Source organism: Pseudoalteromonas sp. 2CM37A, assembly GCF_023161885.1.
Lineage (GTDB): Bacteria > Pseudomonadota > Gammaproteobacteria > Enterobacterales > Alteromonadaceae > Pseudoalteromonas > Pseudoalteromonas atlantica.
Window position 1 is genome coordinate 262,913 of record NZ_JALNTJ010000005.1, and the last position, 25,306, is coordinate 288,218.

The 25,306-nt window shown below is 40.8% G+C and carries 22 protein-coding genes, 3 tRNA genes and 1 pseudogene; 16 read left to right on the forward strand and 10 right to left on the reverse strand.

The annotated features are described in order from the left end of the window. Window position 1 precedes the first annotated feature (1 nt). The 9 genes from MTF68_RS13610 to lolB form a co-directional block, all read right to left on the reverse strand. A tRNA-Gln gene (locus MTF68_RS13610) sits at window positions 2–76 on the reverse strand. Window positions 77–113: 37 nt separating this feature from the next. Next, window positions 114–198 (reverse strand) — tRNA-Leu (locus MTF68_RS13615). A gap of 67 nt (window positions 199–265) precedes the next feature. Continuing rightward, a tRNA-Met gene (locus MTF68_RS13620) sits at window positions 266–342 on the reverse strand. A gap of 536 nt (window positions 343–878) precedes the next feature. Continuing rightward, window positions 879–1,970 carry a redox-regulated ATPase YchF gene (ychF, locus tag MTF68_RS13625; RefSeq protein WP_248462774.1) on the reverse strand — a complete coding sequence of 364 codons (1,092 nt, stop codon included), beginning with the start codon at window positions 1,968–1,970 and terminating at the stop codon, window positions 879–881. A gap of 33 nt (window positions 1,971–2,003) precedes the next feature. After that, window positions 2,004–2,588: an aminoacyl-tRNA hydrolase gene (pth, locus tag MTF68_RS13630; protein ID WP_024033868.1), complete on the reverse strand. Its 585-nt coding sequence runs from the start codon at window positions 2,586–2,588 to the stop codon at window positions 2,004–2,006. Between the two features lie 18 nt (window positions 2,589–2,606). Further along, on the reverse strand, window positions 2,607–3,221 hold the full coding sequence (locus tag MTF68_RS13635) for a 50S ribosomal protein L25/general stress protein Ctc (RefSeq protein ID WP_004588831.1): 615 nt from the start codon (window positions 3,219–3,221) through the stop codon (window positions 2,607–2,609). Window positions 3,222–3,372: 151 nt separating this feature from the next. Beyond that, window positions 3,373–4,320, reverse strand: a complete 948-nt coding sequence (locus MTF68_RS13640; RefSeq protein WP_004588832.1) for a ribose-phosphate pyrophosphokinase — start codon at window positions 4,318–4,320, stop codon at window positions 3,373–3,375. A gap of 90 nt (window positions 4,321–4,410) precedes the next feature. Next, window positions 4,411–5,268, reverse strand: coding sequence for a 4-(cytidine 5'-diphospho)-2-C-methyl-D-erythritol kinase (gene ispE, locus MTF68_RS13645; RefSeq protein WP_004588833.1), 858 nt, complete (start codon window positions 5,266–5,268; stop codon window positions 4,411–4,413). A 2-nt stretch (window positions 5,269–5,270) separates the two neighbouring features. Further along, window positions 5,271–5,858 carry a lipoprotein insertase outer membrane protein LolB gene (gene lolB / locus MTF68_RS13650; RefSeq protein ID WP_004588834.1) on the reverse strand — a complete coding sequence of 196 codons (588 nt, stop codon included), beginning with the start codon at window positions 5,856–5,858 and terminating at the stop codon, window positions 5,271–5,273. Window positions 5,859–5,941: 83 nt separating this feature from the next. On the opposite strand from lolB, the gene hemA reads away from it, so the two are divergent. The 14 genes and pseudogenes from hemA to MTF68_RS13720 all read left to right on the forward strand — a co-directional run bounded on the left by hemA (window position 5,942) and on the right by MTF68_RS13720 (window position 21,106). Next, the gene (hemA, locus tag MTF68_RS13655; protein ID WP_004588835.1) at window positions 5,942–7,198 is read left to right on the forward strand and encodes a glutamyl-tRNA reductase; all 1,257 of its coding nucleotides are present in this window, start codon (window positions 5,942–5,944) and stop codon (window positions 7,196–7,198) included. 7 nt (window positions 7,199–7,205) lie between these two features. Continuing rightward, entirely contained in the window at window positions 7,206–8,291 is a 1,086-nt protein-coding gene (gene prfA, locus MTF68_RS13660; RefSeq protein ID WP_004588836.1) for a peptide chain release factor 1, read from the forward strand. A 2-nt stretch (window positions 8,292–8,293) separates the two neighbouring features. Continuing rightward, window positions 8,294–9,133: a peptide chain release factor N(5)-glutamine methyltransferase gene (gene prmC, locus MTF68_RS13665; protein WP_248462775.1), complete on the forward strand. Its 840-nt coding sequence runs from the start codon at window positions 8,294–8,296 to the stop codon at window positions 9,131–9,133. Between the two features lie 57 nt (window positions 9,134–9,190). Next, window positions 9,191–10,126, forward strand: a pseudogene (locus MTF68_RS13670) (DUF3369 domain-containing protein); the annotation flags it as partial. Between the two features lie 320 nt (window positions 10,127–10,446). Continuing rightward, complete coding sequence (locus MTF68_RS13675; RefSeq protein WP_248450683.1) at window positions 10,447–10,821, forward strand: SirB2 family protein; 375 nt, start codon at window positions 10,447–10,449, stop codon at window positions 10,819–10,821. A 322-nt stretch (window positions 10,822–11,143) separates the two neighbouring features. Further along, on the forward strand, window positions 11,144–11,971 hold the full coding sequence (locus tag MTF68_RS13680) for a tetratricopeptide repeat protein (protein WP_248462776.1): 828 nt from the start codon (window positions 11,144–11,146) through the stop codon (window positions 11,969–11,971). Window positions 11,972–11,985: 14 nt separating this feature from the next. Beyond that, a complete protein-coding gene (locus MTF68_RS13685) occupies window positions 11,986–13,239 on the forward strand; it encodes a DUF819 family protein (protein WP_064384855.1) in 1,254 nt (417 codons plus the stop codon). A 9-nt stretch (window positions 13,240–13,248) separates the two neighbouring features. Next, window positions 13,249–14,103 carry a 3-deoxy-8-phosphooctulonate synthase gene (gene kdsA, locus MTF68_RS13690; protein WP_054983446.1) on the forward strand — a complete coding sequence of 285 codons (855 nt, stop codon included), beginning with the start codon at window positions 13,249–13,251 and terminating at the stop codon, window positions 14,101–14,103. Window positions 14,104–14,231: 128 nt separating this feature from the next. Further along, complete coding sequence (locus MTF68_RS13695) at window positions 14,232–15,128, forward strand: transcriptional regulator GcvA (protein ID WP_004588843.1); 897 nt, start codon at window positions 14,232–14,234, stop codon at window positions 15,126–15,128. A gap of 2 nt (window positions 15,129–15,130) precedes the next feature. Continuing rightward, the gene (locus MTF68_RS13700; RefSeq protein WP_024034183.1) at window positions 15,131–15,766 is read left to right on the forward strand and encodes an alpha/beta family hydrolase; all 636 of its coding nucleotides are present in this window, start codon (window positions 15,131–15,133) and stop codon (window positions 15,764–15,766) included. Beyond that, window positions 15,763–16,131, forward strand: coding sequence for a DUF423 domain-containing protein (locus MTF68_RS13705; RefSeq protein ID WP_024034182.1), 369 nt, complete (start codon window positions 15,763–15,765; stop codon window positions 16,129–16,131). Before MTF68_RS13700 ends, MTF68_RS13705 begins: the two co-directional genes overlap by 4 nt. A gap of 17 nt (window positions 16,132–16,148) precedes the next feature. Next, window positions 16,149–17,234: a 23S rRNA (cytidine(2498)-2'-O)-methyltransferase RlmM gene (gene rlmM / locus MTF68_RS13710; protein WP_004588846.1), complete on the forward strand. Its 1,086-nt coding sequence runs from the start codon at window positions 16,149–16,151 to the stop codon at window positions 17,232–17,234. Window positions 17,235–17,251: 17 nt separating this feature from the next. Then, window positions 17,252–20,566, forward strand: a complete 3,315-nt coding sequence (locus MTF68_RS19770; protein ID WP_248462777.1) for an Ig-like domain-containing protein — start codon at window positions 17,252–17,254, stop codon at window positions 20,564–20,566. Beyond that, window positions 20,567–21,106, forward strand: coding sequence for a hypothetical protein (locus MTF68_RS13720; RefSeq protein WP_248462779.1), 540 nt, complete (start codon window positions 20,567–20,569; stop codon window positions 21,104–21,106). A 49-nt stretch (window positions 21,107–21,155) separates the two neighbouring features. Here MTF68_RS13720 and cysZ read toward each other — a convergent pair whose 3' ends face one another. After that, entirely contained in the window at window positions 21,156–21,887 is a 732-nt protein-coding gene (gene cysZ, locus MTF68_RS13725; RefSeq protein WP_024034179.1) for a sulfate transporter CysZ, read from the reverse strand. A 368-nt stretch (window positions 21,888–22,255) separates the two neighbouring features. On the opposite strand from cysZ, the gene MTF68_RS13730 reads away from it, so the two are divergent. Further along, on the forward strand, window positions 22,256–24,520 hold the full coding sequence (locus MTF68_RS13730) for an EAL domain-containing protein (RefSeq protein WP_248462780.1): 2,265 nt from the start codon (window positions 22,256–22,258) through the stop codon (window positions 24,518–24,520). A 158-nt stretch (window positions 24,521–24,678) separates the two neighbouring features. After that, window positions 24,679–25,149 carry a GNAT family N-acetyltransferase gene (locus MTF68_RS13735; RefSeq protein WP_004588851.1) on the forward strand — a complete coding sequence of 157 codons (471 nt, stop codon included), beginning with the start codon at window positions 24,679–24,681 and terminating at the stop codon, window positions 25,147–25,149. Window positions 25,150–25,306: the final 157 nt, after the last annotated feature.

The following is a 25,306-nucleotide window of genomic DNA, read 5'->3' on the forward strand; positions in this document are numbered from 1 at the left end:
TTGGCTGGGATACCAGGATTTGAACCTGGGAATGCCAGGATCAAAACCTGGTGCCTTACCGCTTGGCGATATCCCAAAAGAAAACAATTGATAGTTTAGTTCATATCAGAACATGGTGCGGAAGGAGAGACTTGAACTCTCACATCCTAAGATACTGGAACCTAAATCCAGCGCGTCTACCAATTCCGCCACTCCCGCATTTTCACTTTGAATAATCAAAGGAAGGTAGTTATTTTAAACTCTTCATTGAGCAACAAAAGAAAAATGGTGGCTAAGACGGGATTTGAACCTGTGACCCCATCATTATGAGTGATGTGCTCTAACCAGCTGAGCTACTTAGCCATCTTTTTTGTTAGCACTTCATCGCTGAGTGCGGGGCGTATTATGCTGATATGACCCAAATCCGTCAACACCTTTTTTGCAAAAAAACACTTATCAGTGTTTGTTTGCAGGAAAATTAAGCTAAGCGGCTAAATTTTAATAAAAATGATGATTTTTTGACTGCAATTCAAATGCAAAACATGGCGATAAATCAAAAGAATAAAAACACACTGTTTAAAGTTGTTTGATTATTCGACAAGTTATCACGTACAACCTAAATTTTAGCATTAATTTGATATCTCAATACGTAATTTAATAGCTAAAGCGCTATTTTATTTTAATAAAGTGGGTATTAACTGGGTTTTTTAACTACACAAAGGCGTTTTAAATAATGTTTAGTTTGGTTATATGTGCCGCTTGAGTGCTTTTGCAAAGGGATTATATAAACGCAGGTGCGACGATTAAGTAGTTAAAGAGAAGTTTTGGTAGTGAGGATATAGTAAAGGATACAAAAAAGGCTCGTAAACACGAGCCTTTTTAGGTTTTCAATCGTTTAATTAAACGTTGAACAAGAAGTTCATCACATCGCCATCTTTAACAATGTATTCTTTACCTTCTTGGCGCATTTTGCCGGCTTCTTTTGCGCCGCTTTCACCTTTGAAGCCAATAAAGTCTTCATAAGCGATAGTTTGGGCACGGATAAAGCCACGCTCAAAGTCGGTATGGATTTTACCCGCTGCTTGTGGCGCTGTTGCACCAACAGGGATTGTCCATGCGCGTACTTCTTTTACGCCTGCTGTAAAGTAAGTTTGTAATTGTAGTAGTTCATAACCACCACGAATAACAAGGTTAAGGCCTGGCTCTTCTAAGCCAAGATCAGCCATAAACTCAAGTTTATCTTCGTCATCAAGCTCAGATAGCTCAGATTCGATTGCTGCACACACAGGAACAACAACAGCGCCTTCTGACTCAGCTATAGCGCGAACGCGATCAAGTAGTGGGTTATTCTCAAAACCATCTTCAGCAACGTTTGCAATGTACATTGTTGGCTTGATAGTTAAAAAGTTAATAGAGCTTATTGCTGCTTTTTCTTCTTTAGTTAATTCTAAAGAGCGAAGTGTTAACCCTTCGTCTAAGTGTACTTTTACTTTTTCAAGTACTGCATTTTGCTCTTTAGCGTCTTTATCGCCGCCTTTCGCTTTTTTAGCGTTACGGAAAATTGCTTTATCAGCGCTGTCCATATCGGCAAGTACTAATTCGGTATTGATAACGTCAATATCGTCAGCAGGGTCAATAGTACCTGCAACGTGAATTACGTTTTCGTCTTCAAAACAGCGAACTACATGGCCAATTGCATCCGTTTCACGAATGTTTGCTAGAAATTGGTTTCCTAAACCTTCACCTTTTGATGCGCCTTTTACTAAACCAGCAATATCAACAAATTCCATACTGGTAGGTAGAATACGTTGAGGATTTACAATTTTTGCTAGCTCGTCTAAGCGAGGATCGGGTACCGGTACTACACCTGTGTTAGGTTCGATGGTACAAAAAGGAAAGTTAGCGGCTTCAATACCCGCTTTAGTTAGTGCATTAAAAAGCGTTGATTTACCAACATTAGGCAAGCCAACGATGCCACATTTAAAACCCATAGTAAGATACCTTGTTAAGATTCGTTTAAACGATTATGGTTTAAAAGAATGTAGTCTGTTTTGTGCTTTTAACACACCATCTTTTGCAAGTATTTCCATACAACGAACTGCTTCATCAACCGCTGCATCCATTTTTTCTTGGTCTTCTTTGGCTGCTTTTCCAAGCACCCAACCGGTAACCATTTCACGATGCCCTGGATGACCGATACCTATGCGTAAACGCATAAAATCTTTTTGGTTTGCCATTTTTGCAATAATGTCTTTTAAGCCATTATGACCGCCATGACCGCCACCTTTTTTAAGTTTGGCAACGCCTGGGTCTAAATCCATTTCGTCATGGGCAACAAGTATGTTTTCCACGGGGATTTTGAAAAAATTGGCTAAACTACCGACCGCTTTACCACTTAAGTTCATGTAGGTGGTGGGGATCAATAATTTGAATTCTTGGCCTTGGATGATCACTTTGCCAGTTAGGCCGTGATATTTAGGATCGTGTTTGAGCGTGCAGTTGTAGCGTGCTGCGAGTTCTTCAATGAACCAAGCACCTGCATTGTGGCGTGTGTTTGCGTATTCGGGGCCTGGATTAGCCAGGCCCACAAGCATTTGAATAGAATTCAAGGTGCAAGACCTTAAATATTATTCAGCAGCGTCTGAAGCTTCTTCTTCAGTAGGAGCTGCTTTGTTAGCTTTGATTGTAACTACTGACAGGTCGTGGCCTTCGCCTTTACCTAGTTCAACAGACTGAACACCTGAAGGAAGTTCAAGGTCAGAAATGTGAACTGAATCACCAACTACTAAATTAGAAACGTTAACTTCAACGAATTCTGGAAGTGCTTTAGGAAGACAAGAAATCTCAACTTCAGTTAACTGGTGAACAACAGTTGCGCCAGCTTTAGTAACTGCTTCTTCACCGATGAAGTGAAGAGGAACTTTAGTTACTAATTTGTGAGTTGCATCTACACGTTGGAAATCAAGGTGAGTGATTTTTGGCTTGAATGGGTGACGTTGAATATCTTTTAAGATAGCTTCAACAGACTCGCCGCCAACATTTAGCGTAAGAATGTGCGTGTAAAAACCTTCGCTTTCTTGTGCTTTGATCATGTCTTTATGAGCAAGAGTAAGCGATACCGCTTCTTTATCTGCACCGTAAAGGATAGCAGGTACTTTGTCTTCGCGACGTAGGCGGCGGCTCGCACCAGTACCAGTTTCTACGCGAAGTTCAGCGTTGTAAGTATAAGTTTCGTTAGACATAATGTCTCCAATAATTAAAAGTGTTAGGGCCTTTGCGACCAAGGTCCCTACCCAAAAGGCGCGCTATCATAACACCGCCCCCCGATAAAATAAACAACACATACAAAAAAAGCGCCAAAAGGCGCTTATATGTTCCAACGAATGTGTGATTTTAGTGTTCAAACATCGCTGAAATAGATTCTTCATTGCTGATGCGACGAATTGTTTCGGCTAACATGTCAGCAAGAGTCAGTACTTTTACTTTATCAAGCGCTTTTAATTCATCAGATAACGGAATTGAGTCAGTTACAATTACTTCATCAATTACTGAGTTACGAATGTTCTCTGCAGCTTTGCCAGATAAAATAGGGTGCGTTGCATAGGCAAATACGCGTTTAGCACCGTGTTCTTTAAGTGCTTCTGCGGCTTTACATAAAGTACCACCGGTATCAATCATATCATCTACGATAATACAGTCGCGGCCTTCAACATCACCAATAATATGCATTACTTGAGAAACGTTAGCTTGAGGGCGACGTTTATCAATAATAGCAAGGTCTGTGTCGTGAAGTAGTTTTGCAATAGCACGGGCACGTACTACACCACCAATATCTGGCGATACTACAACAACGTCTTCAAACTCACGCTCTTCCATATCTTCAAGTAATACAGGGCTACCAAATACGTTATCTACTGGTACGTCAAAGAAACCTTGTATTTGCTCAGCGTGTAAATCAACCGTAAGAACGCGGTCAACACCTACACTTGATAAGAAATCGGCAACAACTTTAGCGGTAATTGGAACGCGCGCAGAACGTACTCGACGGTCTTGACGTGCATAACCAAAATAAGGAATGACGGCAGTAATACGACCTGCTGATGCACGACGTAGAGCATCAACCATAACGATAAGTTCCATTAGGTTATCGTTAGTAGGGGCACAGGTTGATTGCAAGATAAAAACATCCGAGCCACGAACATTTTCATTTATTTGAACACTGATCTCACCGTCGCTAAAACGGCCAACAACAGCATCGCCTAATTCAATATACAAACGTTTTGCAACTTTTTGAGCTAACTCAGGTGTTGCGTTACCAGCGAAGAGCTTCATGTCAGGCACGGTAGGGTTCCTCAGGCACTGAATTTTTGGACTAACGGGTAAATAGGTAAAACCCACTACGCGTTAACTTATGATTACTTGTACGTTACTTCATTGATCGAATATGGCGGCAAGCTCCGTATGAGCAGGTGAGACATTTGCGCTAGAAGCAACAAAACCCTGCCAAGTATGGGGGAGGTTATCAAGTACATCTTGTGCTTGAACTTGGCTAGCAAATTCGACAAAACAACATGAACCTGTTCCGGTCATCTTCGACGGGGCGTATTTTAGCAACCACTGCAGGGTTTTTTCAACCTCGGGGCAGAGCTTTTTAACTAAAGGCTCACAATCGTTGGTTAATTTATGGGTTCGCCAATCACCTGAAATTTTTGGTGTATCGCGTTTTAAATCTGGGTGAGTGAATATTTTAGCGGTACTGACATGCTGATTAGGGTGCACAACGCAATACCATTTTTGTTCAAGCTCTACGTCAACCAATTGTTCGCCAATACCGTGTGCTATGGCGCTTTTACCACGAATAAATACCGGCACGTCGGCGCCTAATTGCAAGCCTAAGTTTGCTAATTCATCAATATTTAGTTGTGTATTCCACATTTTATTAAGTGCAAGTAACGTGGTGGCTGCATCAGATGAACCGCCTCCTACACCGCCACCCATAGGTAAACGTTTAGTGAGATTTATTTTTACACCTGATGAAATGCCACAGTGATTTTTAAGCAATAACGCGGCTTTATAGATGAGATTATCGCAATCTGCTATGCCTTTCGTATCACCCGTTATTAAAATAGTGGGCGCTTCGTTAACTGAAAAGTCGAGTGTGTCGCCAAAATTTAAAAAGGTAAATAAGGTTTCTAGTTCGTGATAACCGTCATCACGGCGCGCATTGATGTGTAAAAATAAGTTAAGTTTTGCCGGTGCAATGACCGAAAAAGCTGTTTTAGTATTCATACTTAATTAAATTGCCAATTGTAGAGTTGAATTTTGATTTTAATTTGCTGATGTTTTAGCGTGACATTGCCAGGAACCCAAAAGCCACCTTGCTGTTTATAGTTTGAATACGTTATTTGCCACTTTTTATTGCTGTTATCGTACCAAATAACTTGTTGTGCACGGCCAAGTTCGTCTACTTTTAATGTTTGCGACGTTAATGTGCCTTTTAACCAGTTATCGGCGTTATCAACTGGCAGGTCAAAACCGGTTAAGCGTTTTAATAATAACGCGGCGTTAGTATCTGTGTATGTTTTATCGTCGTAATCAAGTACCGCACCTGTGCGGGTTTGTTTAAGCGACAATATACGAGTACCAATAAACGTAGTGAGCACTAAGTTGTTTTGTTTTTCGTCTTGTTGCCAATTTAAGTTTGCAGATTGGCGCTCATCAGGGCTTATAAACGCTAATTTACCTTGTGCTTGCCAGGTTTTTTGCGCTGCTAAGCGTGGTTTCCAATCATCGTAAAGCGTTGTTTTTGTATCAATTTGGTGGGCGCAGCCCGCTAAAAACAAAAAAAGAGTGAATAAAATTAAATAATGTCGAATCAAATGTTGTTCCTTACTTTCCATATTCCGCTGATTTTTGGTAAAATTGCCGCCTTTAAAGTAGGGCGCAGCAATATTTGGCAAATATGACCATCATAGCACTTGGTATAAATCACAAAACCGCATCCGTAGAATTACGTGAAAAAGTGGCTTTTTCGCCTGAGCAAATGTCTGAGGCGCTCCAGCAATTAAGCGGTCATGCCGACTTTAACGAAGCCGTTATTGTATCTACCTGTAACCGTACCGAAATCTATTGTAGCCTTGAGCAGTCAAATTCCCAAGCACTGCTAGCCTGGCTTGCCAGTTTCCATGGTTTGGATGAACACGAACTGAGCAAAAATATATATTGCCACCAAGGTGATGCAGCCATTAATCATTTAATGCGTGTTGCGTGCGGCTTAGATTCATTGGTATTGGGCGAGCCGCAAATTTTAGGGCAAATTAAGCAAGCTTATCATAGCGCCAAAACACACGATGCCGTAGGCGTTAAGTTTGATAGGTTGTTTCAAAAAACCTTTTCGGTAGCTAAGCAGGTCCGTACCGACACCGATATTGGTGCCAGTGCTGTGTCGGTGGCGTTTGCTGCGGTTAATTTAGCAAAACATATTTATGGCAAGCTTGATAAAACCAATGTGTTATTAATTGGTGCCGGCGAAACAATAGAGCTTGTAGCTAAACATTTATATCAAAATGAGCCGCAACAAATTACGGTTGCCAACAGAACCATTGAGCGTGCACGCGGTTTAGCGCAGGAAGTGTCGGCCGATGTGATAGCGCTGGCACAACTACCTGAGCGTTTACACAAAGCCGATATTGTTATTAGCTCAACCGCCAGTACGTTACCAATAATAGGTAAAGGGGTGGTGGAGCAAGCATTAAAACAGCGCCGCCATAAACCTATGCTGTTTATTGATATTGCCGTACCGCGCGATATAGAAAGCCAAGTAGGCGAGCTTGACGCAGCCTATTTATATTCCGTTGATGACTTACAAGCCATTGTAAGCGAGAATATGGCCGCGCGTGAACAGGCGGCAGAACAAGCACAATTAATAATAAGCGAGCGCGTAAAAGAATTTGAAATGTGGGTTCGCTCTCTCGATTCGGTTGATTTAATTCGCCACTACCGAAACGACGTACAAACCATTAAGTCAGAACTTGTTGAGCGGGCGGTTAGTCAGCTAAATACAGGTAAAGACGCAGAAAAAATTATATTAGAGTTGGCCAATAAATTAACCAACCGCTTAATGCACGCGCCTACCCGTGCAATTCAAGATGCGGCTAAAAAAGGTGAAGTGGCACAACTAACTCAGTTGAAAAAAATGTTAGGTATTGATCAGGAATAACAGTTAAATGAAAGAGTCTGTATATCGTAAATTAGAAACCTTAGTAGAGCGCTACGAAGAAGTACAAGCGCTACTGAGCGATCCGTCGGTCATTAGTGATCAAAACCGCTTTCGTGCTCTTTCAAAAGAATACTCTGAGCTTGAAGAAATTGTAAAAACATTTTTAGCATACCAACAAGCGCAAGACGATGTAGCGACTGCTGAAGAAATGTTAAAAGATTCAGACCCAGATATGCGTGAAATGGCGCAAGAAGAATATAAAGAAGCTAAAGCGCAAATTTTATCATTAGAAGATGAGCTGCAAGTGCTTATGCTTCCTAAAGATCCTAAAGATAACAACAATGTATTTTTAGAAGTACGTGCGGGTACCGGTGGTGACGAAGCGGCTATTTTTGCAGGCGATTTATTTAGAATGTACAGCCGTTACGCCGAAACACAAAAATGGAAAGTTGAAGTAGTGAGCACCAACGAAGGTGAACACGGCGGCTACAAAGAAGTTATCGCAAATATTAGCGGTGAAGGTGTGTACGGTAAGCTTAAGTTTGAATCGGGCGCTCACCGTGTACAGCGTGTACCAGAGACTGAGTCGCAAGGGCGTGTACATACCTCTGCGTGTACGGTTGCAGTAATGGCCGAAATTCCTGAAGCAGAAGCCATTGAAATAAACACCGCCGATATAAAAGTAGATACCTTTAGAGCCTCGGGCGCCGGTGGTCAGCACGTAAATAAAACCGACTCGGCAATTCGTATTACTCATATTCCAACGGGTGTTGTGGTTGAGTGTCAGGATGAGCGTTCGCAACATAAAAACCGTGCTAAAGCGATGTCGGTACTTGCCGCGCGTTTACAGCAAGCCGAAGATGAAAAACGCCATGCGGCTGAGGCCTCTGAGCGTCGTAACTTAGTGGGCAGCGGCGATCGCTCTGAGCGTATTCGTACTTACAACTACCCGCAAGGGCGTATTACCGATCACCGTATTAATTTAACGCTTTATCGCTTAAACGAAGTGGTAACTGGTGATTTAGGCGCAATTATCGATCCATTAATGCAAGAGCATCAGGCTGATTTACTTGCCGCAATGGGCGATGAGTAATTGTGAGCCACACGCTTGAGCAGGCAATAGCGGTTGGTGCAACTAAACTTGCACCAACTAGCGACAGCGCTAAATTAGACGCACAAGTACTGCTATTACATATTCTTCAAAAACCCCGCAGTTACTTATTTACCTGGCCAGATAACCTACTTAGCAGCGACGAACAGCGCCAATATGATGAATTTTGTGAACGGCGTTTAAATGGTGAACCCGTAGCGCATATTATTGGCCAGCGCGAATTTTGGAGCTTAGCGCTCGAGGTGAATGCCACGACGCTTATTCCTAGGCCTGATACCGAAACACTCGTTGAGCAAGCTTTAGCACTTACCGTGCCTGAGCAAGCAAAAGTGCTTGATTTAGGCACTGGCACCGGCGCTATTGCACTTGCACTTGGCAGTGAAATGCCAACATGGCAAATTACAGCAGTCGACAAAGTAGCAGATGCGGTGGCCTTAGCGACTCGTAATCAGCAGCGTTTAGCCATTAATAATGTGCAAGTTAAGCAAAGTAACTGGTTTAGCGCACTGAAAAACGAGCAGTTTAATTTAATTGTGACCAACCCACCGTACATTGAACACGACGATAAACATTTAAAAGAAGGGGATGTGCGCTTTGAGCCTCTTTCTGCGTTAGTGGCCGATGAGGCAGGAATGGCTGATATAAAACAAATAATTACACAATCACGTGACTATTTGCTCCCTAGTGGCTATCTTTTAATAGAACATGGTTTTGAACAGGGTGAAGCTGCTCGGCATTTGTTTAAGCAAATGGCGTATATAAATATTAAAACAGTAAAAGACTTGGGAAATAACGATCGTGTAACGCTCGCACAGTGGCCTTAATTTGATAATAAACAGCCATGATTGTGTGTTCTATAAATGCATTAAGGAACCTTTAATATGATGGGTGATTTTTTATTTTCAGATGAGCCAGATGAGTTAGAAAGTGAAGTAGAGCTTGGCACTTGGAAAGTATTAATCGTTGATGACGAACCTGAAGTTCATGCTGTTACAAAGCTTGCGTTGAGTGATTTTGAATTTCAGAACAAACGTTTAGAATTTTTAAGCGCATACTCGGGCGCTGAAGCAAAAGAATTAATAAATGCGCACCCAGATGCCGCTATTGTACTGCTAGATGTGGTAATGGAAACAGATGACGCTGGGTTACAGGTTGCTAAATTTATTCGCGAAGAAGCTAATAATAATCATATTCGCATTATTTTAAGAACCGGTCAGCCTGGGCAGGCACCTGAGCGCCAAGTCATTATTAATTACGATATTAACGACTATAAATCGAAAACAGAGCTAACAGCGCAAAAGCTGTTTACTGTGATTATGTCGAGCTTACGCTCGTATCGCGATATTATTTCTATAGAGCAATCTCGCGAAGGGCTTGAAAAAATTATTGTTGCCTCGCGCGATATATTTGCCACACGTTCAATAGAGCAGTTTATTGAAGGGGTGATGCAGCAACTTACCTCGTTATTAGGCATTGCCGATCAAGCGGTGTATGCCACTACGTTAGTGGCGCAAAATACGCAAGAAAATAGTAACGATAAGCTAATTGTGCGCTCTGGTACGGGTGAGTTTGAGCAAAGCGAGGGTAAAGAGTTAGATGCGGTGTTGCAAAACGAGCAACTAGAGGCGTGTCATCAAGCACTTAAAGATAAAAGCATAATTTATAAAGATAACTATTTATTTGCTTATTGTAGTAGCGAGTACAATCACAATTCGATGTTATTTATATCGGGGATCCCTAAAAATATAACCGATACGCAACGTAATTTAATTGAGATTTTTTCGCAAAATGTACAACTAGCATTTGAGAACGTGCAACGACAACAACGTTAATCGTTACTATAAATTTAAAAAGCACATAGCCTTGCGACTATGTGCTTTTTAGTTTGTGAGGCATAATAGCCAAAGCAGTGCGTAGGGCTTGGTATTATACCAAGCAGCAATAATACTTAATCATTTTGAGGGGGCTAAACGTGTTGCTATCAGCGTTAAAAAATTCTCATTTAGAACAACTAAATAGCAAATTTTTTGCCTAGCTATCAACACGTTTTTCCATCCTCAAAATAGATCACTTAATTAAGCGGATTGGTATTAAACGCACTTAACTAAATTTAACAAAACAAAAAGTACTGAGGCTTATGGATTATTTAGCAGTAAAACACTCACACATGGCAATTGCTATGCTAAGCGTTATCTTATTTTACATCCGCTCTTTTTCGCGTATGAGCAGTGGCAAGCTTGCCAAAAATAAACTGGTTTTTATTGGCAGTCACAGCATTGACACTTTATTACTTATTTCTGCAATAACATTGGTGTTCATGGCAAAAATAAACCCCTTTGAGCAACTATGGTTATTAGAAAAAATAGTGCTTGTAGTGATTTATATTGCGATAGGTATTATTAGTGCTAAACAAACTAATACGCTGCCAAAAATTATGTATGTGGTAGTTAACACGATTGTGATTTTAGCGATAGGGTATTTGGCAACGGCAAAATCGCCGCTACTTTTATAATACCTACTTTGTTGCAAGTTAAGTGTCGGTGCGTGTATATACTTTTTAAACACGCACGATACTTATAAGTAAGGGGCTTACACGTAAGGAGCTAATACGTAAGGAACTTAAACCCCCAAGGAACTTAAGTAACAGTTAATACAGTTAATACACCTCTGCACGCTTTATAACCTTCACCATTTTTCAGCCAGGCTGGCCTGCTCCTTTTACAATAAAGCACACCTCTGGGGTATAATTATGGGTGGGAGCTTCGCTGTATTGGTAACTATCCGTAAAATTAGGTAAACTACGCCTTCGTTTTTTAATAAATGTTGTAGTATTGATGACCACCCTCGGGTATGACGAACACGACGAATCTTATTTAGATGATGCATATGATGAATTTACTCCACCGCCACTTTATCGGTGTATTAATGCAGAGTCGAAATGGGACCCTCAAATAGATTTAGCGCCAACTTTTTCTGTATTAACTGACTTTGAGCAGCAGATCACTGCTATGTGCGCAAAGCAAAAAGACCCACACGATAGGTTAGAAGCCCTTCTTGATATTTTTTATAGCAAATGGCTATTTAGCGCCTCTGAGCTAAAGGTGCCAGAGCATAAAATAAATAGCTTAAGCTATACACTCACTATGCGCAGCGGCTCTATAACCACATTAGGTATTTTATTGAGCCATTTGCTTGAGCAAGCGCAATTAGATGCCAGTGTGTGTATTAACCAGGGTGATATTAGCGTGCATGTCGCAATAAGTGATGAAGAAGGCTACATTATTGAGCCTAGCAGTGGGCAACAAAGCTGGTACATCATTCCTGAAAATGCGGATGAAGAAAATGGCCAAGAGCAAGAGCCACTTGAACTTATTTATAATGATGAAGTTTATAAATTGTTTTTAGCGCAGCAAAAATGGTCGTTTATTAGCGAAAATAAATTTGGCCACGCGCTGGTATGTGTTGAGTTGCTAATGGAGCTATTAGGCGATGACCCGTACGAGAGACGCGACAGAGGTTACTTACTCAATCAGTTAGATTGTCCTAAAATGGCACGCGATGATTTACAGTTTTTTATTGATGAGTGCCCGGACGATCCGGCAATCGAGATTATTCAGCATCAACTAGAAGAACTTGAAGATAATAATAAAACACACCATTAAGAATAGGAACAAATATGGCTGATACTCACACTGCATTAATTACTAATGATGCTGTTGTACTGGGTTTGCTTGCTGTAATTTTAGGGTTCATTTTTAAAACCTCTAGCAGCGAAAACCCCAAACTAAAAGCATTTTATAAATATGTACCAGCATTATTGCTGTGTTACTTTTTACCTTCTTTACTCAATACGTTTGGCATTGTAGATGGGCATAGTTCAAATGTTTACTATGTTGCTTCGCGCTATTTGCTACCAGCATGTTTAATCTTACTTACTATTAGTATTGATTTAAAAGCGATTATTAATTTAGGCCCCAAAGCGTTAATTATGTTTTTAGTGGGCACGCTGGGTATTGTGATTGGTGGGCCTTTATCTATTTTAGTAGTTAGTGTATTTAGCCCTGATTTAGTAGGCGGCCACGGCCCAGATGCTGTTTGGCGCGGTATGACAACGGTTGCCGGCAGCTGGATTGGCGGCGGCGCAAACCAAGCCTCAATGAAAGAAATGTTTGAAGTGGGCGGCGATATATTTTCGGTTATGGTGACCGTTGATGTGATTGTGGCGAATATTTGGATGGCTGTTTTATTACTAATGGCCGCAAACCATAAAAAAATTGATGCCGCAACAGGGGCTGATACAACCGCCATAGAAGATTTAAAAAACCGTGTTGAGCAATACCATGCAGAGCATGCCCGCATGCCGACACTCAATGACTACATGACCATTATTGCCATAGCATTTGGTATAACTGGGCTAGCTCATTTTTGTGCTGACTTTTTAGGGCCGTTTTTTGCAAACAATTATGCGTGGGCTAAAGAGTACAGCTTAAACAGTAAATTCTTTTGGCTAATTGTTATTTCAACCACTATTGGTATTAGTTTATCATTTACTAAAGTAAGGCAAATAGAAGCGTTTGGCGCATCAAAAGTGGCTTCAAGCTTTTTATATATTTTAGTGGCATCAATTGGCTTACATATGAACGTAACCGCTATATTTAGTAACCCTGGGTTATTTTTAATTGGGGCTATTTGGATGCTAACACACGCAAGTTTAATGCTGATTGTAGCCAAACTAATAAAAGCCCCGTTATTTTATATGGCGGTGGGCTCGCAGGCTAACGTTGGCGGCGCTGCGTCGGCGCCTGTGGTGGCTTCTGCGTTTCACCCTTCGCTTGCGCCAGTGGGCGTTTTATTAGCTGTACTAGGGTATGGTGTAGGTACATATATGGCCTACATTTGTGGATTAATGATGCAAGCAGTTGCACCTTAAGGAATTTAAATGAACAACCAAGTAATTAATATTAATAATATTGAGCTGGCAAATGACAAACCATTTGTATTATTCGGTGGTATGAATGTTTTAGAGTCACGCGATTTAGCAATGCGTATTGCAGAGCACTATGTAGAAGTAACGTCTAAATTAAATATTCCTTATGTATTTAAAGCCTCGTTTGATAAAGCGAATCGCTCATCAATAAATTCTTACCGCGGCCCTGGTATGGAAGAAGGCTTAAAAATATTTGAAGAGATTAAAAATACCTTTAATATCCCGCTTATAACCGACGTGCACGAACCACACCAAGCAGCGCCTGTTGCTGAAGTGGTTGATGTAATTCAGTTACCTGCATTTTTAGCACGCCAAACCGATTTAGTGGTAGCTATGGCTAAAACGGGTGCCATTATTAATGTGAAAAAACCACAGTTTTTAGCACCGCACGAAATGCGTCATATCATTACTAAATTTAATGAAGCAGGTAATGATAATGTTGCACTGTGTGAGCGCGGCTCAAGCTTTGGCTACAACAACTTAGTTGTTGATATGCTAGGTATGGATGACATGAAAGCCATGGCACCGGTTATTTTTGATGCCACTCATGCACTACAGCGCCCAGGCGGGCGAGCAGACTCTGCTGATGGACGCCGTGCACAAGCTGCCGAGCTTGCTCGCAGCGGCATGGCATTGGGCATTGCGGGCCTATTTATTGAGGCGCACCCTAACCCTAATGAAGCAAAGTGTGATGGTCCATGTGCATTGGCACTTAGCAAGCTTGAAGGGTACTTATCGCAAATGAAAGCAGTAGATGATTTAATTAAAAGCTTTGCACCACTGGATACAAGCGCAAGCGATTTATAATTTAACACCTATTTAGGTAATATTTAAAAAGCGACTTAGGTCGCTTTTTTTATTCCATTAATATACACACACAACGATGCTGTATATAATCTTACGCATAAGAAAAACTAATTCTAAGCTTGGTTACTATGTCAAGACGAGTCCCCCCATTAAACGCACTTAAAGCCTTTGAAGCCGCGGCACGCCATTTAAGCTTTACTAAAGCAGCAGAAGAGCTGTATGTAACGCAAGCGGCAGTGAGCCATCAAATTAAAACCCTTGAAGAGCATTTAGGCTTAAAATTGTTTTTACGTAAAAATCGCTCGTTATTATTAACCGAAGAAGGCCAAGGCTACTTTTTAGATATTAAAGAGATTTTTACCCAGCTGATAGATGCTACCGAAAAGCTACTTGCTCGCGGTGCAAAAGGCTCGCTTACCGTAAGTTTAACCCCGAGTTTTGCAATTCAGTGGTTGGTACCTCGATTAAGTTTATTTAACGAACTCCACCCCGAAATAGATGTGCGTATAAAAGCGCAAGACCAAGACGAAAACTCGTTAACCGATGATGTAGATATTGCTATTTACTACGGCCGAGGCCACTGGAGTGGAGTTCAAACTTACAAATTGCACACCGAGTATTTAGTGCCTTTATGTAGCCCACTGTTATTAAGCGGGCATAAACCGCTTAATCAACCGAGTGACTTAGCCCAGCACACCTTGTTACACGATACCACGCGTCGTAACTGGAAAACCTGGATGAAAACGGCAGGTGTACGTAATGTACAAGTGAATCAAGGTCCTATATTTAGCCACTCATCGATGGTGCTCCAAGCCGCGGTGCACGGTCAAGGTGTAGCAATAGGCAATAGTGTGCTTGCCAAACCCGATATTGACGCGGGCCGTTTAGTGATCCCATTTAGCCACAGCTTAGAGAGTAAAAACGCGTATTACTTAGTGATTAGAGAGTCGCAAACAGAGCTGGGTAAAATAGTCTCGTTTAAAGATTGGATGCTGAGCTTAGTTGAACAAGAACAAGAGTATTAATAATGATTGAATGGTTTAAAAGCGCAACGCAGCCTGCTATTGCACAGTTTATATTTGCGCATGGTGCCGGAGCTGGATCAGATTCTGATTTTATGCAGCATATGGCTAAACTCATCAGTGCGCAGGGTATTGATGTAGGTTTATTTGATTTTGAATACATGCAAATTGCTAAACAAACACAAAAACGTAGACCCCCAGAGCGAGCCCCTAAACTGTTAGCTTATTACGAGCAAGTACTAACAAATGCGCAGCCTAATTTACCGTTATTTATTGGCGGCAAGTCGATGGGCGGGCGTATGGCGTCTATGCTTGCTTGTAGCTCTACACAACCGATTGTAGGTGTATTAGCGTTTGGCTATCCGTTTCATCCGCCCGGTAAGCTCGATAAGCTGCGCACCGATCATTTTGCAGACATACCTTGCCCGTTTTTAGTCTTACAAGGCGAGCGAGATACCTTTGGCACCCGTGAAGAGCTTAAAACGCTTTCTATGCCAAAGCAGCCAAGCTATGTATGGCTTAGCGATGGCGACCATTCACTCAAACCACGCAAAAAAAGTGGTGTGAGCGAGCTGCAAAACCGTGAAACTGCAGCGCTTGAAGCAAGTAAATTTATAGCCAATAGAGTGGAGCAATTATGATTAAATTATTTTTACTCACGGGCAGCTTTTTTTGCATGCTGTCGGTTATGTTAGGGGCATTTGCCGCGCATGGCTTAAAAAGCCGTTTAACTGAGTATTCTCTCGGGGTATTTAAAACCGCAGCTGAGTATCAAATGGTGCATGGTTTAGCGCTTATAGCCGTGGCGATTCTTATTAAGTGGGGTATTAATTTAACCGTGGCGGGAGGTTTTTTTATTGCCGGTACACTGCTTTTTAGTGGCAGTTTATATTTACTAGCCCTAAGCGGCATGAAGTGGTTAGGCCCAATAACCCCATTAGGTGGGTTATGTTTTATAATTGGTTGGGTTGTTATTTTAGTGCAAGTTGCACGATTTAAGTTTTAAAGAGTTTAAGGGTTAATATGTCTAGTGTTGTGATTTATTGTCGTAGTGGTTTTGAAAACGATGCGGCTGCTGAAATAACGTTTCATGCTGCCGAGCAAGGTTTTGCCGGCTATGTAAAAGCCAAACCAAATACCGGCTACGTGATTTATGAATGTTTTGAAGCGCAACACAGCGACGAAATAATCAAAAAGGTCGACTTTAAAAATATGGTATTTGCGCGCCAGTGGTTTGCTGGCACGTTAATCGAAAATATGCCGGTAGAAGATAGGGTCACTGCATTAAAAGAAGCCGCAAAGGATTTTCCTTTGTGTAGTGAATTGCGCGTAGAAACCCCCGATACTAACGAAGGCAAAGAGCTACTGACCTTTTGTAAGAAAATATCAACACCGTTAAAAAAAGCACTCGAAAAACAAAACACAGTATTACGTGAGCCAAAGGCAAACCGCCCGGTAATGCATGTACTATTTTTAGCAAACAATGCCGCGTATGTAGGGTATTCGTATAGTTATAATAATTCGCCGTTTTTTATGGGCATTTTACGTTTACGTATGCCAAGTGACGGACCGAGCCGCTCAACGTTAAAACTTGACGAAGCCTTTAATGTTTTTATCCCTGAAAAAGAGCGAGAAGCGCGAGTACAACCAGGCATGCGAGGGGTTGATTTAGGCGCTTGCCCAGGCGGTTGGACCTATCAATTAGTACGCAGAGGCATGTTTGTTAGCGCAATAGATAATGGCCCAATGAATGATAGTTTGATGGAAACAGGCCAAGTTAAACACTTTAGAGCCGATGGTTTTAAATACCGCCCAGAAAAAAGAAATATTAACTGGTTAGTGTGCGATATGGTGGAAAAACCAACCAAAGTGACTAATCTAATGATTGACTGGGCAGTAAACGCATACGCCAAAGAGCTTATATTTAATTTAAAGCTGCCTATGAAAAAACGCTTTGATAGTGTTTATGAATGCCTAACGATGATCAAAGAAGAGCTTACTAAGTACGGTATAACCTATGAGTTGCAAGCTAAGCATTTGTATCATGATCGTGAGGAAATTACCGTTCATTTAAACGTTGTTAAGGTACCCCAAAATTTGTATAGCTAAATCATAGAGGCATAAAAGTGGTATTAAATAATGTTTATAAATGGCTAGGATTACTTTTTTTATCACTTTTAATAGCCGGTTGCGGCGGCGGTGGCAGCGATAGTGACGCCACCGATAGTGGCTCAACTGGCAATACCGCCCCTACTGTGAGTGTTGATGTAAGCAGCAGCGTTATTGTTGCTAACCAAACCTTTACTATTACGGCTCAGGCAAGCGATAGTGACGGGCAGGTCTCTAGTTATCAATGGCAGCAGTTGTCGGGGCCTGAATTTACCTTTACAGCTAATGGCAACATACTCACAGTAACGGCCCCCAGTGTAGAGAGCGACACTGATTTTAGTTTTTCGGTGCTAGTAACCGATAATGACGGCGCAACTACAGAGCAAGTGTTTTCTGGGACTATCACGGTTCAAAACACCCCTCCCACAGTTAATATTACAGGCCCAAGTAGTGCACTGGCTAATACCCAAGTGAGTTTAATTGCTAATGCACAAGACATAGATGGCACAATTAGCACCATAGTGTGGGTACAATCTGCTGGCTCCTCCATCGAATTTAGCCAAACTGAAGGTGAATTAAGCTTTACCGCCCCAAATGTAAGTGAAAATGAAACGCTTGGTTTTAGTGTTACTGTAACCGACAATGCCGGGGGCACTGTACAAAGCAGTGCGACGGTACTTATTACGCAATTAAATAGCGCACCTAGTGTTACCTTAGCTGGGCCTGACGAGGCAATGCAAAATGAGTCAGTGACAATAACAGCTACAGCGCAGGACAGCGATGGCACCATTAGCGAGCTAAGCTGGCAGCAAACAAACGGCCCCGTGGTCGAATTTACGCAAACCGACTCCAGCATTACGTTTAATGCTCCAATGGTTGCTCAAAATACCAATATTACCTTTTTAGCCACCGTTAGAGATAACGACGATGCAACTAATAGCGCCCAAAAAACGGTGATTGTGGTGCCGCCTAACAATCCGCCTGTGGCAGATGATGTAACCGTTGAGGTGCAATATAACTTAAGTGCTGAATTTAATTTGACGGTAAATGATGCCGATGGCGATACGGTACAAATTACTTTTCCAAATGACCTAGAAGGGGCGCAGGTGAGTGTTATTGATGCCCAAGCGCTGCGCTTTAGCTATACACCGCCTGTAAATAGTATTTCTGCAAAAAGCTACACACTGACTGCTAGTGATGGTGAAGACAGCACCAACTTTTTGCTTAATACGACAATTATTGATACCAGCGCTGCAACGGTGACAGAAATAACGCCTAATGGGGCAGATGAACCGGTACTGGTTGACACCCCCATTAGCATTACGTTTTCAGATGTGATGCTGAGCAGTTCGTTAACCGTAAATAGTAGCGCGGGGAGCTGTGAAGGCAGTGTTCAGGTATCAAGTGATGATTTTGCAAGCTGTGTTGCACTTAATGTAGAGAGCGTATCTGGTGCGCCTGATGAGACGAGTGACTATTTTAAAAACGTTAACTTAAGCGCTGATTTTTCAGAAAACACGCTTTACAAAGTGCGTGTAAATGATCAATTAGTTAATTTTTTTGGTACTGCTGCGACAGCAGGCCAAGTGAGTGAATTTACCACCTCAACCCAAGATTTAAAAATAACCGAACTCATATCGGTGCAATTTACTAATGATACGCCCTGGGTAGAGATTTATAACGGCACAGGAGAGGCTGTTAATTTACAAAACTATTCATTAAAAACGCGCGCAATTAATATGCTTGATAGCTCAGTGAGTGCAGAGCAAGTATTTACATTACCCAACAAAGTATTAGAAAACGGCAGTTATATTTTACTGCAAAGTCGTTTTGGTGATGAGTTTTTAGCAAGCGCGGCACTTAATAACCCTAAAATTGTGCTGGTGGGTAACCAAAGCGATGCGCTACGTCCTTACTGGTATATAAATGGCTTTGCAGAGTTATTAAATAGCGCCGCCACACAAACAATCGACTTTGTTAAATTTGGTAATTCTACCCAACAACCGGTTAGTACCACGCAATGGCAAGGCGATAACGCACCACAAATGCAGGCCGAACAAGGGTCAAGCTTAAAACGTGCGCTTAATGCAACTGATACTAATCAAGCAAGTGATTGGGTTTACTCAGTGTTTAATACGCCTGCAGGGCAAAATGATATTAGCTGTGATACCGATACAGATTTAGATGGGATCCCTGATTGCAGTGAGCAAGAAGGCGCAACGTTTGGCGGGCTGCCTTTATATGAATGGGGCGCACGGGAAAATCAAAAAGATATATTTATAGAAATTGATTATATGGACAGTACCGATATAGGTATTACGCCACAGCGTACAGCATTAGAAAAAGTAGTGAGCGTATTTGCAAGTAACGGTTACACAGTGCATTTTGATGTAGGCGATTTGTTTGACCAAAGCACAGGTATTTCCACCGCTAACTTTGATTTAGGAGGCGGTACAACCGTACCGTTTAACAGTTACACGCCCTTTGAATATGACCAAGGTACTGCTAATTTATTTGCCTATAAAATGGAATATGCCGATACAACGCGCCGCCCAATTTTTCATTATTTATTAATGGCAAACAGTGGTAACGAAGATGGCAGCATTAGTGGCTCGGGTATTGCCGAAATAAATGGTAATGACCTAATGCTGACTATGGGCGGATGGGGTTTATCGGTTGATGATCAAACATCACAAAATGTGACGAATAATTACCAAGCGTCTACTATTTTTCATGAGTTGGGGCATAATTTAGGGCTTTATCATGGCGGCGACGAAGAAGTGAACTTTAAGCCAAATCATTTAAGCTCTATGAATTATCTATATCAATTAACGGGGCTTGCAAGCATAGGTAATAACGAAGGTGATCGTTATTACGACCGGTTTTATACCAACAACATTAACTGCGACCTTGTGCCAAATACCAATAATCAAACAGGATCAACGGATGATTTTATCATTGATTATTCAAACGGCAGCGCTGCAAATATAAATGAAAGTGCTATTGATGAAAGCGCAGGATTGAACAGGCCTGGCTCTGAGGCGGTCGATTATAATTGTAATGCAATTTTAGGCGATACATTAACTAACTTTGATGCAAACCAAGACTCGCAAATTACTGTATTAACGGATACCGATGAGTGGAGCATGATTAACTTACAGTTTTACTCACAAAGTGCAGGTAACCGATTTGGTGTGGCAAATACGATGAGCCATAAGCTGTATCAACAGCAGCGTGTTCAAGCTATTTCTACTTTATTGCCTAGCTATATAAAAGAAGCAGCGCCAAGCGAGGCTATAATTAACCAAATTAAAGCTATTAAAGAGCGCTAAATGAGCTACCGATTTATAAAAGCTGCACTTTTACAAGGAGCTATTATTTTTTTAGTTGCTGCCTGTAGCCAAGGCGCTATTAATAAAGCCAGTAGTAGCCATAGTAGTGAATGGTTACTAACTGATGCGCTTTATTATAATAACAAGCCAGTAAATTGGCAGCAAAGGCGTGTAAACGGGTGCAGCACGTGTTTAATACAAAACGACTCTGTACTACAGCCCGAGGGCATAACGCGTTTTAATACGCTTTATAAAGATGGGGCGTGGATTGCTGTACAGGAGCAAAGCAGTTTAAATGTTATAAGGTTAAAACTGCCTTTGCACACCCCCTATTTGTATGTTGAGCAATTAGCAAACGGTGAACTCAAACTGTTTAATCAGCAACACACTTATAAAACTAAAATAGGCGAAGTCATTAACATTACTTTTAAAAAGCAGTTATTCTCGATAGTGATCACAGCGTTTACTTTACAAGATGAAAAAAGTGCAGCACTGCCAAGGCGCGCAAGACTAAATTACACTGCACTTAAGTTGATATAGATAAAATAAAAGCACCAAAAGGTGCTTTTATTATTTGCCATAGTGTTTGTTAGCCCGCTCGGTATTTAGAGCGATAATTATCTACCCACAAACGAGTAGCGCCACACACAGCAACGGGCATAACAATTAGGTTAATAAATGGGATTGCAGTGAGCAGCATAACAGCAAAGCCAAAACCATAAGATAAACCTTGTTTAGACTTTAAATCGTCTTTCATTTGCTTAAAGCCTACTTTATGGTTATCGAAGGCAAAATCTTTGTATTGCACAGCATACATCCAACATGTAAATAAAACCCATAACACTTGTCCAATAACGGGTAAAATCCACAACAAAATAAAAAAGCCAATAGCGCGGGGTAAGTAATAGCAAAGCTTTGTCCACTCTCTGCCTACCATGCGTGGAATGTCTTTTACTAAATCAGCAAAACCGTCGTCATTTATTTTTTGACCCGTTAAATAAAGCTCTACTTTTTCGCTGAGTAGTCCGTTAAAAGGGGCTGCAATAAAGTTGGTTATTACCGTAAATAGCATGCTGTAACTAAATAGCACCACAAGCACGGCAATGGGCCACATTAACCATTCAAGCCAGCTTAGCCACTCAGGTAACATGTTGTTTATATAATTAAAGCTGTCGCTTAACCAACCAAATAAAAAGAATAATGAACTACCAAACAATAAAATATTAAGTAAAAGTGGAATAAGCACAAAGCGCTTAAGGCCTTTTTGGCTAATTAATTTAAAGCCTGAAAAAAAATATTCCATACCTTGTATGATCTGCACAGTAACCTCAAAAAAGACTCATATCTGCATGCAGTATAATTAGACTGATAATTTTGAACAGCCTTTTTAAGTAACAAAGTGTTAAACCTGCAAAATTTTTAAAAAGTTTTAGAGTGTGTTGGCTGGATTGTTTTTGTTATGGATGTTTATTTTTTGTTGCAAAATAATGTAGGCTTAACGCATACTAAAGTTGTTTTTTAGCTATTTTATTAAAAAACAATTTCCATAATCGTAATAATAAAATTCGCGCTGTAAGTTTATTAACTATACTCATTTTAAATATATGAACTAAGAGCAGGAATTTGTTGATGCACTGCACTTTTTTAAAGTGCGTAGCAACATAAAAGTACCTAGATGCATGGTGAAGTATGAATACTGCAAAACTAAAACAATTGTTATCTCACCAGCAGGATATATTATCTAAAATCGCGTTAGGCATTGCCTTAGACGATGTTTTACAAGATATTTGTTTAGCTATAGAGCAAGTTATTGAAGACAGCTCTGCAAGATGCTCAATACTGTCTTTAACAGGTAATCAGTTATTTCATCGTGCTGCCCCAAATATTGACGATGAATATTTAAAGGCCATTAATGGTGTGTTTATAGGCCCTAATGTAGGGTCTTGTGGCACCGCAGCCTATAAAAATGAGCGAGTTATTGCGCAAAATATTGACCTATCGCCCTTGTGGGAAGATTACAAAGATTTAGCGCACAGGTACGGTTTATATTCTTGTTGGTCAACCCCGGTTATTTCAACCACCAATGAAATATTAGGCACTTTTGCTATTTACCACGGCGCCCCTAAAGCACCTACACAGCAAGATTTAGAACTCATTGATTATTTTGTACACTTTTCTAGCATAGCACTAGAAAAAAACGCAGAGTCGCTCAAAGCTAGGCAGCTAGTGGTAGACCTGCAAAAAAGTAATGAAAAATTTAAAGCATTTACGCAAGTGATGCCCGATCTTATTTTGATTTTGAACGAAGAGGGCGTCTATACCGATATTTACGGTACCTCGAGTGACTTATTACTTGAATCGCCCACCGATTTAATTGGTCAAAATGTGCAAGACTTGTTCCCAGTTAAAGATGCCGACATGATCATGGGGATTATTAAAAAAACCATTCTCACCAATGAAATGCAAATATTTGAGTACGATTTAGCCGTGCCCAAAGGCCACATAACCTTTGAAGGAAGAGCGGCTGCACTTACTAACTATCAGCCAGAAAAACCAGAACTTAAGCACGTAGTGTGGATGGCAAGAGATGTGACCCTTCGCAAAAAAGCCGAGCAAGAAGTTCAACGGCTTGCGTTTTTTGATCCACTAACAGGGCTTCCCAACAGACGAATGCTCAGCGACAGCCTAGCAAAGTGTGTAGAGCGTATTAAACGCACCAAAAAAACGGGCGCATTGCTGTTTTTAGATGTTGATAACTTTAAAAGAATAAATGACTCATTAGGCCACGGCGCCGGAGATCAAGTATTAATAGAATTAGCAAAACGCTTAGGTGGCGTAATACGATCATCTGATACTTTAGCTAGAGTGGGCGGTGATGAATTTATTATTTTACTCGAATACATTGGCGAGCATAATCACCAAGCCTGTATTGAATCCGAAATAGTCGCTAAAAAAGTACAAGGCGTGTTTAATGATAAGTTTGCAATAGGGGAGCTGGCATTTCAAGTTAGTTGCAGTATAGGTATTTGCTTAATTAACGAAGAGCACACAGCCACCGATAACATATTAAAATTTGCAGATACTGCTATGTACCGCTCTAAGGCAAAAGGCGGCAATAGCTGCAGCTTTTATGACCCTAAACTGCAAACTTTACTCGAAAACCAAGCCGAATTAGAAACGGATATTGTAAGAGCAATCGCAAATAACGAATTTTGTGCGTATTTTCAGCCGCAAATTAGTATGCAAGGAAAGATAGTAGGTGCAGAAGCCCTGATAAGGTGGATGCACCCTAATAAAGGGGTTATTGCGCCTAATCAGTTTATTCCTATTGCAGAGCAATATGGCCTGATTCAAAAACTGCAAAACATAGTGCTTCGCAATATATGCCGCCTTATTAATCAACTTAATGAAAAAAACATGATAGATGAGCACTTTAGCGTATCTATAAATATTAGTCATATACAGTTTAATTCTGCACAGCTTACCCGTGAGCTCTGCTCTACAATTAAAGAGTTTAACATAAAACCGCAGCATATTAAACTTGAGATCACCGAAACCATGCTATCGGGCGATATTGACAGCACAATAAAGCAAATGACGGAGCTACAAGAACAAGGTTTTGTGTTTTCTATAGACGACTTTGGTACAGGGTATTCCTGTTTAGCCCATTTAAATGCGTTCCCCGTGCAGGAAATAAAAATTGATAAAAGCTTTATCGATAAGATTTTAGATAAAGGCAAAGGCTTTAATATTGTTAATACGATTATAAGCCTGGGCAAAAGTTTAGACATTACCGTTGTTGCTGAAGGTGTAGAGCAAGAGGCGCAATTTGAGTTACTAAACTTGCTCAATGCAGATTGTATACAAGGCTATTTAGTCGCAAAACCTATGAATGCCAGTAACTATATTAAGTGGCATGCCCATCAATTAAAAAAGCAAAGCCTAAGTGCTTAGCAGGCTGTGCGTAGTTTTTGTAAATTAAGCTAACGTTTTAATAAAGCTATTTTTACCTTATTAAAACATTTTGTTTAAACAACACTAGGAACACGCGTATTAAGTATATATTATGAAGTCACTATAACGATTCAAAATAATAAAATGGACGACAAGAGATGCAGTTAGTCGAATTAACCCCTAAGGATCCTGATGTAGTTAATGTGTTTGCAGATATAGATAGACTGATAAACTCCTTATACCCCGTGGCTACAGCCCAATCTCTCAAATTAGAAGAATTAAGCAAAGACAACGTTTACGCAATTGGTTTAAAAAACGAAGATGGCATTATTGCCTGTGGCGCTATTGTTAAGCAAAATGACGGCGCGCTATATGGCGAAATAAGGCGTTTATACGTAAAACCAAGTTACCGTGGTAGAGGTTTTTCAAGACGCATAATGCAAAACCTACTGCATTACGCCGGCGAAACAAAAATTCCACTTATCCGATTAGAAACAGGCCCAAAGCAAACCGAATCAATTAGTTTATATGAAGATTTAGGTTTTGCGCGCTGTGCAAGCTTTGGCTCGTATCAAGATAACCCACAAAGTGTATTTATGGAGCTTGCCCTGAGCCCTGAGCCAGAATAAATAAGCTATTTACTCCTGTGTGCCTATAGCTGACTCTGTAGGCGCAAAAAATACTTCACTGTTTTTCACTGCTATCTTCGTATAAAATTCGCCACGTATATTTAATACCTGTGCACAGTAATACTTAATGATTTTAAGAGGCAAAACCTGGCTATAA